We start from the raw sequence: 16,114 nt of genomic DNA on the forward strand, positions 1-16,114 counted from the left end.
GGGACAGCCCCGGTTTACCGGCCCTGAACCCCGCTGCTTTGCAAACTACCGGTGGCCTTAATGAAAGGAACGGATATGACGACCTCTCGCGAAATTCGGTCGCCGCGCGGCACCGATCTCAACGCCAAGTCCTGGCAGACCGAAGCCCCGCTGCGCATGCTGATGAACAACCTCGACCCAGAGGTTGCCGAGCGTCCTGAAGACCTCGTGGTTTACGGCGGCACCGGCAAGGCAGCACGTAGCTGGGAAGCTTTCGACGCCATTGTTGAGTCCCTCAAGGACCTCGAAGCCGATGAGACCCTGCTGGTTCAGTCCGGTAAGCCGGTCGGTATCTGGAAGACCAACGAGTGGGCACCGCGCGTTATCATCGCAAACTCCAACCTGGTCGGCGACTGGGCAAACTGGGAGCACTTCCGTGAGCTCGAGGCCGAAGGCCTGATGATGTACGGCCAGATGACTGCTGGTTCCTGGATTTACATCGCTACCCAGGGCATCCTTCAGGGCACCTACGAGACCTTCGCCGCAGTGGCAAAGAAGCGTTTCAACGGCACCCTCGCCGGTACTTTGACCCTGACCGGCGGTTGCGGCGGCATGGGTGGTGCACAGCCACTGTCTGTCACCCTCAACGGTGGTGCCGTGCTCATCGTTGATGTTGATGAGAACCGTCTGAAGCGTCGTCAGTCCAAGCGTTACCTCGATGAGGTCGAAACCGACCTGGACGAGGCCCTGCGCAAGGTACTCGAGGCTAAGGAAAAGCGCGAGCCGCTGTCTGTCGGCCTGGTGGGCAACGCCGCTGAGGTATTCCCGGAGATCCTGCGTCGCCAGCGCGCCGGCGAACTGACCGTTGACGTGGTTACCGACCAGACCTCCGCACACGACCCGCTGAGCTACCTGCCGACCGAGATTTCCGTCGAAGACTGGCACAACGAGGCCAAGGCCGACCCGACCACCTTTACCAAGAAGGCCCGCGATTCCATGGCCGCACAGGTCCAGGCCATGGTCGAGTTCCAGGACGAAGGCGCTGAGGTCTTCGACTACGGCAACTCTATCCGCGACGAGGCCCGCCACGCGGGCTACCAGCGCGCATTCGAGTTCCCGGGCTTCGTTCCGGCCTACATCCGCCCGCTGTTCTGCGAGGGCCTCGGCCCATTCCGTTGGGCCGCACTGTCTGGCGACCCGGAAGACATCAAGGTCACCGACCAGGCACTCAAGGAGCTCTTCCCAGACAACGAGCACCTGCACACCTGGCTCGATGCCGCTGAAGAGTACGTCGAGTTCGAGGGCCTGCCGGCACGTATTTGCTGGCTGGGCTACAACGAGCGCCACAAGGCCGGCATGCTGTTCAACGACCTGGTCCGCGAGGGCAAGATCAAGGCCCCGATCGTTATCGGCCGCGACCACCTCGACTCCGGTTCCGTTGCCTCGCCTTACCGCGAGACCGAGGCCATGCTCGATGGCACCGACGCAGTTGCTGACTGGCCGCTGCTCAACGCCATGACCGCTGTGTCTTCCGGTGCTACCTGGGTATCCATCCACCACGGTGGTGGCGTCGGCATGGGCCGTTCCATCCACGCTGGTCAGGTCACCGTTGCTGACGGCACCGAGCTCGCCGAAGCGAAGCTGCGCGCCGTGCTGACCAACGACCCGGGCATGGGTGTTATCCGCCACGTCGATGCTGGCTACACCCGCGCCAAGGAAGTCGCCGACGAGCGCGGCGTGCGCATCCCGATGGAATTCAAGGCTCGCGACTAGCACCATCAACCCAAAGCTGTCAGGATCTGTGGCATACACACCCTGGCAGCCCTTTGGGCGTTTTAGGAGTTGAACATGACCACGACACTTTTTACCGGTATCGCTGAACTGCGCACCGTATCTGACGCAGGCACGCTTTCCGATGCCGCCCTGATCACCACCGACGGCATCATCGATTGGGTAGGCCAAGCTGATGAGCTTCCCGATGACTACAACATCGACGAGACCATCGACCTCGAAGGCCGCACTGTGCTTCCAGGCTGGGTCGACTCGCATACCCACATGATTTTCGACGGCGACCGTTCCGCCGAATTCGAGGCTCGCATGGCAGGCGAGAGCTACCAGGCCGGCGGCATCGCGGTGACCATGGAAGCAACCCGCAGTGCAGGCGAGCAGCGACTCGAGCAGCTCCTGCAGGAGCGCATCGCAGCAGCTCGTGCTGGCGGTACCACCACCTTTGAAACCAAGACCGGCTACGGTCTGAACACCGAATCTGAAATCGAGGCCGCCAAGGTCGCTGCCCGCCACGTTGATGACGTGACCTTCCTCGGCGCCCACCTGGTTCCCCCAGGAGCCGACGCGGAGGAGTACCTGGAAGAGGTAGTGGGGCCGATGCTGGAGGGCATCGCAAAGCATGTGCAGTGGATTGACGTCTTCTGCGAGCGCGGTGCCTTTGACGAGGAGCAGTCCCGTCGCGTGCTGCAGGCTGGTATCGATAAGGGTCTGGGCGTGCGCGTACACGGCAACCAGCTGGGTGAAGGCCCAGGTGTCTCGCTGGCAGTCGAACTCGGTGCGGCGTCGGTTGACCATGTGAACTACTTGAGTGATGAGGACGTCGAAAAGCTTGCCGCATCGGAGACCGTCGCGACCATGCTGCCGGCCTGCGATTTGTCCACGCGCGAGCCACTCGCTCCGGGACGTCGCCTGCTGGATGCTGGTGCGACCGTCGCGATTGCGTCCAACCTGAACCCGGGTACCTCGTATACCTCGGCGATGAATTTCTGCGTGACCACCGCCGTGCTGCAGCAGCACCTCTCGCTGGATGAGGCACTCGAAGCAGCTACTGCCGGTGGTGCGAAAGCTTTGCGACGCCACAACGTCGGCGAAGGTAAGGACCCACAGGGCCGCCCCGCCAAGGGTACTTTGGTTCCGGGCGCTGCTGCTGACCTGCACGTATTGGATGCCCCGAGCGCAATTCACCTGGCTTATCGCCCAGGTATGCCGATGACCTACCAGACTTATGTGGCTGGCCAGCGTGTTTTCGGTTAAAAACTAGCGCTTTGTGTTTATAGACACCATTTGCACGGTATTTTCCTGTCCAATGGTGTCTTTGTTCTTTCTCGCGTAGGGTAGAGCGAGCAATGAGCATTACCGATAACGCCACCGGCGGCGTGAACGAGCCGGAAGATAATTTCAATCAGTCGGAATCTCAGGAAAACTCGCAAGGTGGCGAAGCACAGGCTTCGAACAATGACGCCACCGGGGCTGCGGCAACTTCTGAGGACACCGGCGCTGAATCTCAAGATTCGGCCAACGACAATTCCCAGGGGTTTGCCCATCTCGGCCTGCCAGACGACGTGCAAGAAGCAGTCGCAAAGGTCGGATTCACTCAGCCTTCCCCTATTCAAGAACAAACCATTCCCATTTTGATGGAAGGTCGCGACGTGGTCGGCCTGGCCCAAACGGGTACCGGCAAGACCGCTGCATTCGCACTGCCTGTCCTGGCGCAGATTGATACTGCTGCCAAGCATCCGCAGGCGCTCGTGCTCGCACCAACCCGCGAGCTCGCACTGCAGGTTGCTGACTCCTTCCAGTCTTTTGCTGACCACTTGGGCCGCATTGAGGTGCTGCCGATTTACGGTGGTCAGGCCTACGGCATTCAGCTGTCGGGTCTGCGTCGTGGCGCTCACGTCATCGTGGGCACCCCGGGTCGTATCATCGACCACCTGGAAAAGGGCTCGCTGGATATCTCCCAGCTGCGCTACCTGGTCCTCGATGAGGCCGACGAGATGCTGAACATGGGCTTCCAAGAGGACGTCGAGCGCATCCTGGCCGATACTCCGGATGAAAAGCAGGTCGCTTTGTTCTCCGCGACGATGCCTAACGGTATTCGTCGCCTGTCCAAGCAGTATCTGAACGATCCAGCTGAGGTCACCGTTAAGTCGGAGCGTCGTACCAACGACAACATCAAGCAGCGCTACCTGCTGACTCCGCATCGCCAGAAGATGGATGCGTTCACCCGCATCCTCGAGGTCATCACTCACGATGCCATCATCGTCTTCTGCCGTACCAAGCACGAGACCGAAGAAGTCGCGCAGGGCCTGCGTGATCGTGGCTTCAACGCCGCTGCCATTAACGGCGATATTGCCCAGCAGCAGCGTGAGCGCACCGTCGACCAGCTCAAGGATGGCCGCCTGGACATCTTGGTGGCTACCGACGTTGCCGCTCGCGGCCTCGACGTCGAGCGCATCACCCACGTGGTGAACTTCGACATCCCGAACGACACCGAGTCCTACGTCCACCGCATCGGCCGTACCGGTCGTGCAGGTCGTACCGGCGAAGCGATTCTGTTCGTTACCCCGCGTGAGCGTCGCATGCTCCGTTCCATCGAGCGCGTTACCAACGCACGCCTCGAAGAAATGGACTTGCCGACCGTCGACGAGGTCAACGACAAGCGCAAGGAAAAGTTTGCTGAGTCCATCACGGCTAGCCTGGGCGATTCCCAGATGGAGCTCTTCCGCGGTCTGGTGCGCAAGTACTCTGAGACTAACAACGTCGCTATGGACGACATCGCCGCTGCACTGGCTGTTCAACTGCAGCAGGGTAGCGACTTCCTCATGAAGGAACGCCCTGTCTCCAAGAAGGACCGCCGTGACCGTGAGCGCTTCCAGCGCGATGATCGTCGTGACCGCGACCGCGGCGACCGCCGTCGTGACCGGGGCCCGCGCCGCCCGGATGGCGATTTCGAGACCTACCGCCTCGACGTAGGCAAGCGTCAAAACGTTCGCCCGGGTGCCATCGTCGGTGCTCTGGCTAACGAAGGTGGCCTGACTTCGAAGGACTTCGGTCGCATCACCATCGCCGTCGGCCACACTCTGGTCGACCTGCCAAAGAACCTCGACCGCGCCGTCCTGGATCGCTTGAAGGACACCCGCATTTCGGGCCAGCTCATCAACATCCAGAAGGACACCGGCAAGCCGCCGCGCCGCAATGGCGGACGCGACAACCGCCGCAACGACCGCGGTGGCTACCGCGACCGCCGTGACCGTCGTGACGATCGTCGCGGCGACCGCCGTGGCCGCAAAGACCGCCGCTGGCGCGACTAGTCGCTAAAAGCACAGAAGACCTCAGAGGAGTTCAGTTCTCTGAGGTCTTCTCTCTGTTTTCTTCTCTTTCTTGCTTGCCCCGCTCCCTTCGCGCTCACCGAAACTGCCATTTCCGAGTTTTCGCTCATCCCGGTGACCGCGAAGGGCCCCTTAACCTCAAACCTTTCCGGCCGAACCCTTCGCGCTCACGGAAATCGGAAAATCAGCTATTTGGTCGCTTTCGGTGAGCGCGAAGGGAGCGCTGGGAGTGCCGGGATAGAAAGGAACCTTTGGCGCTCACCGAAACTGTGCTTTTGGCTGAAAACCTGATTCTGGTGAGCGTGAAGGGCGCGTGGGGAAGGGGCAGAGAAGAAGCGAACCCTTCGCGGTCACGGGAATGGCTTAAAACGGCTGAATTGGGTTTCTGGTGAGCGCGAAGGGTGCGGGGCGGTGGGGCGGTGTTGAGGGGCGCAGCTGCCGGTTGTCGCTGCGAGGTAACAGGGGAAGAAGATATAGAGGAATAGGAAGAAAAAGGGCAAAGAAAAAGCGGCTCCGAAGAGCCGCTTCGAAAAAGTTGATGTCTTACATGAACATCAGGATTGCGGTGATGAGCCACAGCAGGCAGAAGATGCCGGAGAACATGGACAGCTTCTTCTTCGAATCGTTGAAGTCATGCTGTGCGCCGCTCTCGAGGGCAGTCTGTGCCTTCTTCTGACGCGGGATGATGATTGCGAACAGGATGACCCATGCAATCACGGCGAGCAGGATGGAGGCGTGGAACTGACCCATGGAGGCGTAGGTGTCCAGGTCGGACAGGAAGACGCCAATACCGAGGATCGGGACCAGAGCGGAGATGTAGCCGTAGGAGTTGGTGATCTTGTGCAGAACACGAGAAGCACCCAGCGCGCTCTTATCACCCTGCGCTGCCTTGAGCATCTGCGCCTGGTAGGTCGAAACGGACACGGTTACCGGGCCAAGCAGCAAGATAGCTGAAATGACGTGTAAAAAGATAAGAAATGGGGTCATGGAGGCCATCTTAACGACACTACGTTGGTATAGCGAATCGACACTCCTTGCGCATCATCCGAAGGTCTGAATGTGGCAGCGGTAATTCGTATTTTTTGGCGACTTCGGCAAGTCTTTTGGCATAGCCGCAACGGTTCTTAGGTGGTAGCCACTCCGAGGGCAAGGAATCCGACTTTTCTTGGTTTAAAGAAGCGCTCGTCGCAATGAGATTGAGCGGGTCGTTAGCGAATTCGGTGCGGCGTTCGTCGGACCAGGAGTGCGCGCCTAAGTCCCAGGCGGCAGAGAGAGCAAAGACGTGGTCGATGTGGATGGACTCAGTCGCAGCGAGCATCTCGTCAGAGTAGGGGTCGTAGACGTCGGCGACGACGTCGCAGCCAGACAGAGTCGTTTGGGCGGAGAGGGCGAGTTCGCGGGTGGTGCAGGCATCGGCAGGTTCCCAGTGTGTGAATGCATCGCGGTCGTAGTCGGCAACGTCAGGGCGCGAGGCAACTGTCGAGACCCCAAAACGAGGAAATGGCCACGCCTCGTGCAACAGCACCAGAATGGTGAGTGCACTGAGCGTGGCCAGGTAATAGGACTTCATGTCCTATTAGACTCTAGAACCTTGGTAAAGGTTCCCGGAGTTAAGCTTCCTTCTTTGCCATCTGGCCGGCTTCCTCGAAGTCGACGTCTTCCTTGTCCGCCAGGGTAGCTAGGCGGGTTGCCTCGTCGAACTGGGACTGGATTTCTGCGGAAGGCTCCTTGGTGACCTTGGAGACAACGATGGTGACCAGCAGTGCCAGGAAGAAGCCTGGGACGATCTCGTAGAGAACGTCGGCCAGCGGGGACATGCCCCATGCAACGGTGACGACTGCACCGGTGACCATACCGGCGATTGCACCAGCAGCGTTGAGGCGCTTCCAGTACAGAGCCAGCAGAACCAGCGGGCCGAAGGCTGCACCGAAGCCAGCCCAAGCGAAGCCAACCAGACCCAGAATGGAGTCGGATGGGTTGATTGCCAGGATGGCCGCGATAACTGCGACGGCAACGATGGCGGTACGGGACAGGTTGATCAGCACGTGCTCGGAAGGCTTGCGCTTTGCGAAGATCATGAACAGGTCCTCGATGAGCGAGGTGGAAACCACCAGCAGCTGGGAGGACATGGTGGACATGATTGCTGCCAGAACGGCGGTCAGAACCAGGCCGGCAGGCAGTGGGTGGAACATGACCTGTGCCATATCCAGGAAGATGGTCTCGAAGGACTCCTGGTCGGTAATGGAGTAGTTCTCCTGGGTGAAGAACACGGTACCGGACAGGGCAACGAAGACTGCGCCCAGGATGGACAGGAACATCCAGGTGATGCCGTAGCGGCGGCCCTGGGTTGCATCGGAAGGCTTACGCAGCGCCATGAAGCGGATGATGATGTGCGGCTGGCCGAAGTAGCCGAGGCCCCATGCGAAGTTACCGATGATGACACCAGCAGAAACACCAGCAACCAGGTTGAAGTAGTCCGGGTTGTCGATGACACCGTCGGTGCCGTACGGGTTGTTAGCTGCGAAGGAGAAGATGTCGCCCGGGTTGTCCAGGGCAATGATTGCCATGATTGGAACAATTAGCAGGGAGACGAACATCAGCAGGCCCTGCACCACGTCGGTGTAGGACACAGCCAGGAAGCCACCAACGAAGGTGTAGAACACGGTCACTGCGGCGATGATCAGCATGCCGGTCAGGTAGTCGCCACCGAAGGAAGACTCGAAGTAGCGGCCGCCGGAGACCATGCCGGAGGACACGTAGAAGGTGAAGAAGAAGATGATGATGGCGGCAGCAATGACGCGCAGTGCGCGGGACTTGTCGCCCAGACGATTCTCGAAGAAGGACGGAATCGTGATGGAGTTGCCGGCAACCTCAGAGTAGGCGCGCAGACGAGGTGCGACCCACTTCCAGTTGCACCAGCAACCGACGAGCAGACCTGCGGCCATCCAGATCTCGGAGAAGCCGCTGAGGAACAGCGCGCCCGGAAGGCCCATCAGCAGCCAGCCGGACATATCCGATGCGCCGGCCGACAGTGCGGCAACGAACGGGTGCAGGCCACGGCCGCCAAGAACGTAGTCGTCGTATTGGTCAGTTTGCTTATAGCTCCAGAACCCGATGGCCGCCATGGCCGCCAGGTAGATGATCATGGCTATGACGTACCACGTCGTAGTGTCCATGAAATGCTCCTAATTGTGATTTGCTTCAAAGTGAACACGTAAACGGTAACGACCAAATAAAGGTCCCCCAAATTAGAAGCAGTGAAAACCCAGGGTGTACACAGCTGAAACCAGCTACTCTACTGGGGAAACGGCATTTTATAACGAGAATATAACGATTGGCTGTGTACTGCTATGCTGGCGGTTATGGCTTCTTACCTTCTGCACGGACTCTGGTTGCCCGTATCCGGTCTGAGTTTGTGGATCGAGCAGGTTGACGGCCACAAGATTGTGTTGCCCGCCAACGTTCCCGATGGCACATTCCCCGAGGTAGTGGACACAATTCTGGCCAAGAAGTCTTTCCGCAACCGAGCCCGAGTTTCCTTGCGCACCCCGAAGGGTAAAGACGTCTCTTTGATGGCGCCGGTGGCAATGTTTGCCCCAGATGAGGCGATTACAACGCTGAGCCAGCTGGAATTTCTAGACAGCAGGTCCCCAGCTGCTACACAGGAACAGCGAGCGGCGATTGCGCCCGATTTATATTGGTTGCTCCGTGTATATAGAGGCCTTACTCGTTTCGTGCGCGCCGGCCGCGTGACGATGCGCCTGGCCTACCAGGCGGGCGAGTGGTACCCGATGTGGCAGTTAGCCTCCGGGTTAGGCGAGCGCGGCTGGCTGGCAGAAATGATTGCCGCGGCCCCAGGAATCCTGACTGTTAATAACCGCTCGTTGTCCGATGATCTGGCCGATGAGCTTACGCATTGGATTACCTTTATGGAGCTACGGGAATATGCCCAGGCCCCGCGGCCTTATCCCTGGCATCCTTTCTCCCAAGCGCTGCTGGAGACCACCCCTATTAAGAGGGGACGCGCGCAACTACTTCGCGCGCTCAACGAGTGGAAAGACTCCATTACTTCTGTCGACTTGCAGCTGGTCTTCATCGTGGAAGAGCCCGATGAGGAGGAAGACGCCATGGAGTCAGTCTGGCCGGTCCGCGTTCAGGTCCGCTCGGGTATGGATTCCCCACAGCCGGTCAAGGAGCACCAGTTGGATAGGGGGAGCATCGAAAAGCTTGGCGATGCCCGCCGCAAAGCCTTGGACATCGCACCGTCGCTGCAGCGTTCCTTAGATTATGGTGATGCTGACGGCGGTGACTGGGATGCCTTCTTAAAGACCGATGACCTGCTGAATTTCATTGGGCAGGAAGCCGCGGCGCTGCGCAAGCGCGGTTATACGGTGTTGCTGCCGAAGGCCTGGGCGAACATGGAAACCAAGGCCGTGGTCGAAACGCGTGAGCTCAAAGACCCTGCTGAGGGTGCGACGAAGACACACCTGGGCATGGAGAAGCTGGTGGCCTATGACTGGCGGATGTCCATCGGCGATGTGCAGCTGACCGATGAAGAGATGCAGCAGCTCGTGCATTCCAAGTCTGGGCTGATTCGCCTGCGCGGTGAGTGGGTCATGGCTGATACTGCGGCCATTTCCAAGATTTCGGAGTACATGGAGCAGCTTTCCGATGCCGCCCGCAAGCGCAAGAAGAAAGCCATGGAGCAGGCTGTGTCCGAAGCTGAGCGCGCGAAGCAACTGGGTTGGGAAGAGTGGCCAGAGCTGCAGGCCAAGGCCGAAAAGCTGGTGGAGGAATACAACGCCGGTGGCGAAGATGTCGTTAGCGTGCAGGAACTGCGTGAGCTGGCACTGCAGTCGCTGGCAGAAGAACCGATCGAATTTACTGGCTCGACCTGGCATGCTTCCTTGCTAGGTGGCATGGATTCACCCGCGCCGCAGCGAGTGGAGATTCCCGATACCGTCCACGCGGAGCTGCGTGAGTACCAGCACCGCGGCGTCGATTGGCTGTATTGGATGTCGCGCAACAACATCGGAGCAGTGCTTGCCGATGACATGGGCTTAGGCAAAACCCTGCAGCTGCTTAGCCTGTTGGCGGTTGAAAAGTCGCGCGGTGAAGGCGGATTGACGCTGGTGGTGGCACCGACCTCGGTTGTTGGTAACTGGGCGCGCGAGGCGAAGCGCTTTGTGCCGGACTTTAACGTCATCGTCCAGCATGGCACGGGGCGCTTACGTGGTAAGCGCCTAAGGGAAGCCGCAGAAAAAGCCGATGTCGTCATTACTTCTTATGGCACTGTCGGCCGTGATTTCCAAGACCTAGGAAAAGTGGATTGGGATCGCGTGGTACTCGATGAGGCCCAGGCGATTAAGAACTCAGCGACGCGTTCGTCGAAGGCGGTGCGCTCTCTGCCATCGCGGCATCGTATAGCGCTGACCGGTACGCCGGTGGAAAATCGCCTGTCGGAGATGCGCTCTATCCTAGACTTTTGTAATCCGGGCGTGTTGGGTTCAGCGTCGTTTTTTCGCAACCACTTTGCCAAGGCCATCGAGCGTGAAGGCAATGAGGAAATGCAGGAGCGCCTGCGTACGCTGACCGCGCCGTTTATTCTGCGTCGTTTGAAGACAGACCCGAACATCATCGACGATCTGCCGGAGAAATCCGAGCAGATTATTACAGTATCGATGACCACGGAGCAGGCGGCGTTATATAAGGCCTTGGTCGACAACTTAGAAAAGATACTCGAGCAAAAAGAAGGCATGGCCCGTCGTGGACTCGTGTTGGCGTCGCTGACGCGTATTAAGCAAATCTGTAACCACCCGGCGCACTACCAAGGCGATGGCAGCCCGGTCACGATTAAGGGCAAGCATCGCTCGGGCAAGGTCGAAGAGCTCATGCGCATTCTCGACACCGCGTTAGAAGCAGGCGAGCGCGTGCTGATCTTTACCCAGTACCGTGCGTTCGGCGATATCTTGCAGCCGTATCTGTCCCAGCAGCTGGGCGAGGAGATTCCTTTCCTGCACGGTGGCGTGACCAAGACGAAGCGCGACCGCATGGTCGAAGACTTCCAATCCGAGGATGGCCCGCCGGCGATGCTGTTGTCGTTGAAGGCGGGCGGTACGGGTCTGAACCTGACAGCTGCCAACATCGTGGTGCACATGGACCGCTGGTGGAACCCGGCAGTAGAAAATCAGGCTACCGACCGTGCGTTCCGCATCGGACAGCGTCGAAACGTGCAGGTCTATAAGATGATTACCGCTGGCACGCTGGAAGAATCCATCCAGGACATCTTGGATGGTAAGACGGAACTGGCTGGTGCCATCGTCGGTGAAGGCGAGGGCTGGCTGACCGAGCTGAATTCGGAGCAGCTGACCAGCTTGATGAGTTACCGCAACAGCGGGGACGGGAAGGAGTAAGAAATGGCGGTAGAAAAAGACAACGTCATTTACGCGAACTTCGGCCAGCGCAAGCGCGTGTCCTCGCCGGAAGAAGTCAAGCATGTCCAGCGCAACGGCGCGCTTTCGCCGGCAGCAACCCGCGTGGTTGACCTTATTAATAGTGGTACGGATTCTGGCCGTATTACGCGCGGTCGCCAGTATGCGGCCGGCGGTCACGTAGTGAGCTTGGATGTGCGCGATGGTGCCGTGCACGGTCAGGTCGCCGGCTCACAAATTGAACCTTTTACCGTTCTTATTCAGCTGCCCTTCCGTACCAAGGAAGATATTGAAGAGCTCTCGCGTACTTTTGCGCGCACGCCGAATTCGATGGCGAATGCTCGCGATGGTGTGCTCAGCGATCACGTTATCGACTTACTTTTTGCCGAAAAGCTCGAGGACATCCGCTTTTCGTGCACGTGCCCGGATGGGGAGTACGTCTGCAAGCATGTCGTGGCCGTAGCGGATCGTTTGGCAGCGCGTATCGATGCCGACCCGGCCGTCATCTTCAGCATGCGCGGTATGAGCTTTGCCCGCTTAGAAGAAATGGTGATGACCGAAGCGCACACCGCTGCTCATGACAGCATTAGCGATGACAGCCTCAAACCAGAACAGCGCCACCAGCTTTTTTGGGAAGGACGCGAATTGCCTGACCTGCCACGCCCGAAAGTTGCACCAGCGTTGGATGACTCGGATCCGGACTTGTTGCGCAAGGCGATGCGCGCGGTCTCGCATACCAATATCGACTTGCTGCGTGCAGTGTCAGATATTGAGGATATGTATCACCACTTAACCCACAAGTAGGTGGTAATAGTGGGGCGTATGACTGCCACCACGTTCATTCACACCTCTGATTTCCAGTTAGGGATGACCCGCTGGTTCCTCGGCGAGGAAGGCGGCGCCCGCTTTGCCGATGACCGCGAAGCCGCCGTGCTCAAACTCGGCGAGATAGCCACGGAAACAGGTGCGGAATTCATCGTCGTGGCAGGCGACGTTTTCGAGCATAATTCCCTGGCCAAGCGCACCTTGTTGCGCGCGCAGGAGATGTTCAAGCGTCTTCCCGTGCCGGTGTATTTGCTACCCGGCAATCACGATCCTTTGGTGGCAGATTCGGTGTTTTACAAGGCAACGGCCGATAACGTTCACGTCATCGCGGACTCCGAGCCCATCCAGATCAAAGAGGGCGTAGAAATCGTCGGCGCTCCTTATACCTCCAAGCGTGCTAACCACGACCTGGTCCGCGCAGCACTGGAGCGCCTCGAACCCACCGATGGCATCCGCATCGCCGTTGGTCACGGCCAGGTGGATTCCCGCGGTGCGGAAGACGATGCCGACGTCATCGATCTCAGTTACGTAGAAGACAAGATTCGCGCCGGGGTCATTGACTACCTGGCTTTGGGCGACACGCACTCCACGATGTCGCTGGGCAATACTGGCCGGGTGTGGTTTTCGGGCGCACCGGAAACAACCGATTTCCATGGCGTGCCGGCCAATACCGGTGAGGTTGACTCCGGCAACGTGCTGGTGGTGACTGTGGATGGTGAGGATGTGGACATCGACAAGCGTGCGGTGGGCCGCTGGCGCTTTGAGGCGCTGGATAGGGAAGTCAACAGTGAAGAGGACGTCGACAGGTTCCTCAAGGAATTAGAGGACTACCCGGACAAGATTCGCACGGCTATTAAATATGGTCTGCGCGGCACGGTGGGACTGAATGCCCAGGCCAAGCTGCAGCAACGCCTGGGTGAGCTGGAAGAAGTCTTTGCCTCGCTGAAGGTGCGCGATAGGACCACGGACTTGTATTTGGAGCCTTCCGAAGAAGAGCTGGCCGGTATGGATATGCACGGCTATGCGGCGGCCGCGCTGCAGGATTTGTTGGATGAGCTCGACACAGAAGTGGGCAGGGATGCTGCGAACCTGCTGTTCCGCCTGCACATGAAGGAGGCCTAAGATGCGGATTCATTCTTTAGAGCTGCGCAACGTCCGCGGTGTGGAGCACCTGCTTATCGATGATCTCCCCGACACCGGCGTCGTCGTCATCCATGGCCCCAACGAGTCGGGCAAGTCGACGATTGCTGAGGCCATTGACAAGGTGCTCAACGAAAAGCACACCGGCATGTCGAAAAAGAACATCAAGCCGCTGCAGCCTTCCGGCCAGGACGTCGGGCCCGAGGTCACGCTGGAAGCCACCGTTGGTCCAGTGCGTTTTCGTATCTTCAAACGCTGGTTGCGCACACGTAAGGCGGAGCTCACCATCTTAAGCCCCAAGTCGGCCAGCTATACCGGTGGGGAAGCAGAGGACAAACTCCAAGAAATCCTTAACGACTACCTCGACCAAGACCTGCTCAGCGCGCTGTTCCTGGCCCAAGACGACTTGGGCGAAGGCATCGCGGCTGTGGGTATTCCGAGTCTTACCGGCGTGCTGGATGAGCAAAGCGGTGGCGACAGCGCTGACCTGAGCGAAGATACTGAGCTACTGACTCGCGTCGAGGAAGAATACGAACGCTACTTCACGCTCAAGCAGGGCAACCCCACCGGTGAGTACAAAGCGGCCATCAAGGAACTCGAGGAGGCAGAAGAGGCTGCCACCCTCGCTGACCGTCAATTGCAAGAGCTTGACGATGTCGTCGAGCGTCACGAATCCTTAGAACAGCAACTCAGCGATGCTGAGGCCCGCATTCCAGAGGCCGAGCGCAACCTCGAAGAAACCCAGGTCGCTGCCGAAAAAGCACAGCAGGCACAACAGCGAGTGGAACAACAGAAGGAAGCTGCTGACGCCGCGACCGCTGCAACCCTGCGTGCCCGCGAAGCCATCGCTAGCCGCGACAAGCTCATTGCGGAGGTCGACAAAGCAAAGCAGGAAGCAGAGTCCACTGCTGCCCAAGCCGCGCAGGCTAAGGAAGCCGCCGAGGAAGAAGGCAGCGCACGGGAGAAGAAGGAAGCAGAGCTCAATGCTGCCAAGGAAGCGCACGCCACCGCGCGTGAGGCAGTCAAGCAGGCACGCCTACGGGCCGATGCCATCGCTGACCGCGACCGTCTGGATGGACTAGCCGAGCGCGTGGAGAAACTTGACGCCCTGTCAGAGAAACTCCAGGCTTCCCGCGCGCAGCGTGCCGAGCGCAGCCGCACGATTACGGATGCTGATGTGGAGAAGGCTGCTAAGGCGGAGACTGAATTGGTTATCGCGAAGCGTCTGGCAGAAGCCAGTGCCGCCAAGCTGATCCTCAATGCTGATGAACAGACCACCATCACCGTCGACGGCGAGGATGTTTCCGTTGATACAGAAACATCCGTGAACTTAAGGAACGGCACCGAACTGACCATCGCCGGTCTGCGTGCTCGCTACGAAGCACAGGATTCACCCACTGACGAAGCACTCCGCGATGCCGAGAATAAGCTGGCGGAAGTACTCGACTCGCTGGATGTAGAAAGCGTCGAGCAACTGCGCGAATTAGCCGCCGCCCACAGCAGCGCGGATGCTGAATTGAAACAGCTCGAAGCCGAATGGACGTCCCTGTTGGGCAAGGACGACCACGCAGAACTCAAAGCGCAGCACGAGGCGCTAAAGTCCAAGGACTTCAGCGCTGTTGAGGGCTTGGATGCCCAGGGCGCGAAGAAGCAACTGCAGGAGGCAGAAAAGGCGGAAGATAAAGCTCGCGATGACGTGGAGCTAGCAGAAACCGCTCTGCTTCCGTACAAAGAGCGCAGCGCAGCCAACGCACTTGCCCGTGCAGAATCGCTGGCCGAAGCAGCAACGGCGCAAGCAGAGCGTATCGCCCAAGAGCTCGACCAGACTCGCCAAGAATCCAGCGACGAGGACCTCAAGGCTGCCGCCGAGAAGGCAGAGGCCACCGAGCAGGAACTCGTTGCTGCACACGAGGCTGCCGCGAAAGAACTCGAAGCGTCTGATGCCGCCATGGCACAGAAACTCTACGAAGGCGCGAAGGCCAACCTGCAGGATGCGCGCGATACCGTGCACAACACCGAAAAAGAGCTCATTCGCCTATCAAGCCGCATCGAACAGCATGCCGGTGTTGCAGAGGAACTCGAGCAAGCCCAGGCGCGCCAGGAAGCAGCCCGCGAGATTCATACGTCTTTGGAGCGTCGTGCGAATGCTGCAAAGTATCTGTTGAACCTTCTGCACCGCCACCGCGACGAAGCGCGCGCACGCTACAGCGAGCCTTTCGTGACGAAGCTCGCGGAGCTCTCCCGGGTGGTCTACGGCAATGATGTGAGCTTTGACCTGGATGAGAACCTCGAGATTGCCGCTCGTACTCAGGATGGAACCAGCGTGGGGCTGGAACATCTCTCCGGGGGTGCCCGCGAGCAGCTGGCGATTATCACCCGCTTTGCCATTGCTGAGCTGGTCGGAAAGGGGAGCAGCGAAGATGTGCCGGTCATCGTGGACGATGCCTTGGGGTCGACGGACTCGCCACGTCTGCAATTGATGGCCACGCTCTTTGCGGATGCCGGGCGAAAATCTCAGGTAATTGTATTGACATGTATGCCGCAGCGCTACTCCAGCGTGCCCGGAAAAGTGAGCTACGACATAGCCAACTTAATGGATTAAGAGCCGATAAATACCCCCTG

At 59.1% G+C, this 16,114-nt stretch carries 10 protein-coding genes; 7 read left to right on the forward strand and 3 right to left on the reverse strand.

Annotation, left to right across the window (positions count from 1 at the left end; genetic code table 11):
* The first annotated feature begins 75 nt into the window (after nt 1-75).
* The 3 genes from UL81_RS04665 to UL81_RS04675 all read left to right on the forward strand — a co-directional run bounded on the left by UL81_RS04665 (nt 76) and on the right by UL81_RS04675 (nt 5,078).
* A complete protein-coding gene (locus tag UL81_RS04665) occupies nt 76-1,752 on the forward strand; it encodes a urocanate hydratase (protein ID WP_046453324.1) in 1,677 nt (558 codons plus the stop codon).
* Nucleotides 1,753-1,827: 75 nt separating this feature from the next.
* Nucleotides 1,828-3,021, forward strand: coding sequence for an imidazolonepropionase (hutI, locus tag UL81_RS04670; protein WP_035105687.1), 1,194 nt, complete (start codon nt 1,828-1,830; stop codon nt 3,019-3,021).
* A gap of 92 nt (nt 3,022-3,113) precedes the next feature.
* On the forward strand, nt 3,114-5,078 hold the full coding sequence (locus UL81_RS04675; RefSeq protein ID WP_035105685.1) for a DEAD/DEAH box helicase: 1,965 nt from the start codon (nt 3,114-3,116) through the stop codon (nt 5,076-5,078).
* Between the two features lie 561 nt (nt 5,079-5,639).
* Here the strand turns inward: UL81_RS04675 and UL81_RS04680 are convergent.
* From UL81_RS04680 to putP, 3 genes are read right to left on the reverse strand one after another with little or no spacing between them, the layout of a single operon-like run.
* The gene (locus tag UL81_RS04680) at nt 5,640-6,083 is read right to left on the reverse strand and encodes a hypothetical protein (protein ID WP_035105920.1); all 444 of its coding nucleotides are present in this window, start codon (nt 6,081-6,083) and stop codon (nt 5,640-5,642) included.
* A gap of 19 nt (nt 6,084-6,102) precedes the next feature.
* Nucleotides 6,103-6,666 carry an HNH endonuclease family protein gene (locus tag UL81_RS04685; RefSeq protein ID WP_035105683.1) on the reverse strand — a complete coding sequence of 188 codons (564 nt, stop codon included), beginning with the start codon at nt 6,664-6,666 and terminating at the stop codon, nt 6,103-6,105.
* 40 nt (nt 6,667-6,706) lie between these two features.
* Complete coding sequence (gene putP / locus UL81_RS04690; protein WP_035105681.1) at nt 6,707-8,272, reverse strand: sodium/proline symporter PutP; 1,566 nt, start codon at nt 8,270-8,272, stop codon at nt 6,707-6,709.
* A gap of 186 nt (nt 8,273-8,458) precedes the next feature.
* Between putP and UL81_RS04695 the strand changes: the two genes are divergently transcribed.
* From UL81_RS04695 to UL81_RS04710, 4 genes are read left to right on the forward strand one after another with little or no spacing between them, the layout of a single operon-like run.
* Entirely contained in the window at nt 8,459-11,509 is a 3,051-nt protein-coding gene (locus UL81_RS04695; RefSeq protein ID WP_035105918.1) for a DEAD/DEAH box helicase, read from the forward strand.
* Between the two features lie 3 nt (nt 11,510-11,512).
* The gene (locus UL81_RS04700) at nt 11,513-12,331 is read left to right on the forward strand and encodes an SWIM zinc finger family protein (protein WP_046453325.1); all 819 of its coding nucleotides are present in this window, start codon (nt 11,513-11,515) and stop codon (nt 12,329-12,331) included.
* Nucleotides 12,332-12,349: 18 nt separating this feature from the next.
* A complete protein-coding gene (locus tag UL81_RS04705; RefSeq protein ID WP_035105679.1) occupies nt 12,350-13,474 on the forward strand; it encodes a metallophosphoesterase family protein in 1,125 nt (374 codons plus the stop codon).
* 1 nt (nt 13,475) lies between these two features.
* Nucleotides 13,476-16,094, forward strand: a complete 2,619-nt coding sequence (locus UL81_RS04710; protein WP_035105677.1) for an AAA family ATPase — start codon at nt 13,476-13,478, stop codon at nt 16,092-16,094.
* The last annotated feature ends 20 nt before the right edge of the window (nt 16,095-16,114 follow it).

This window comes from Corynebacterium camporealensis, assembly GCF_000980815.1.
Classification (GTDB): domain Bacteria; phylum Actinomycetota; class Actinomycetes; order Mycobacteriales; family Mycobacteriaceae; genus Corynebacterium; species Corynebacterium camporealense.